The sequence below is a fragment of the Enterococcus eurekensis genome (assembly GCF_042654605.1).
Lineage (GTDB): Bacteria > Bacillota > Bacilli > Lactobacillales > Enterococcaceae > Enterococcus_I > Enterococcus_I eurekensis.
Genome location: NZ_JBHSGT010000079.1, coordinates 1 through 562, shown reverse-complemented (window position 1 = coordinate 562; position 562 = coordinate 1). Strand labels below are relative to the sequence as shown.

General features: G+C 34.5%; 1 protein-coding gene. It reads right to left on the bottom strand.

Translation table 11 applies throughout. The annotated features are described in order from the left end of the window. Positions 1 to 562: transposase (locus ACFO3L_RS11480; RefSeq protein ID WP_379967706.1), on the bottom strand; the 562-nt coding region annotated here is incomplete at both ends.

Here is a 562-nt window from a genome sequence, read left to right as displayed (position 1 = left end):
AATCCCAGTTCCTGTGTAATCTTATCTTTTCCTCTGACGGAGAATCGATTGAACGCCAAATTGGCTTTCAGATTTCCGAAAGCTGGTTCTACATCTATTTTTCTTTGACGGTAAATATCCCCTGTGAATTCCTCTTTTAATAGCTCCCTTACGTGAGCTTTAAAATATTCCCAGTTTCCATTTTTTTGAATCACTCGGTTTTTATTGCTTTTTGAACGAGTACATAAATTTCTAACAGGACAATCGAAACAAGACTCACATTCATACATTTTAAGTTGTTTTTTGAAACCATACTTATCTGTTCGAGTAGAATAATTTCTAAATTTAACTTCTCTATTATTGGGACAAGTATAGGTATCTGCCAGCTCGTTATAAGTCCAGTTGTCAGTAATGAATGGATTTTGTTTATATTTTTTCGTTTGTTCTTTCTGGTACATCGTATATGTAATCAACGGCGTTCTTTCAAACTCATCTAGAATCGCTTGATAATTTTCTTCACTGCCATAACCTGCATCCGCCACAATATAAGTAGGCAGGTCGAAATAAGATTCTTTAATTGTCT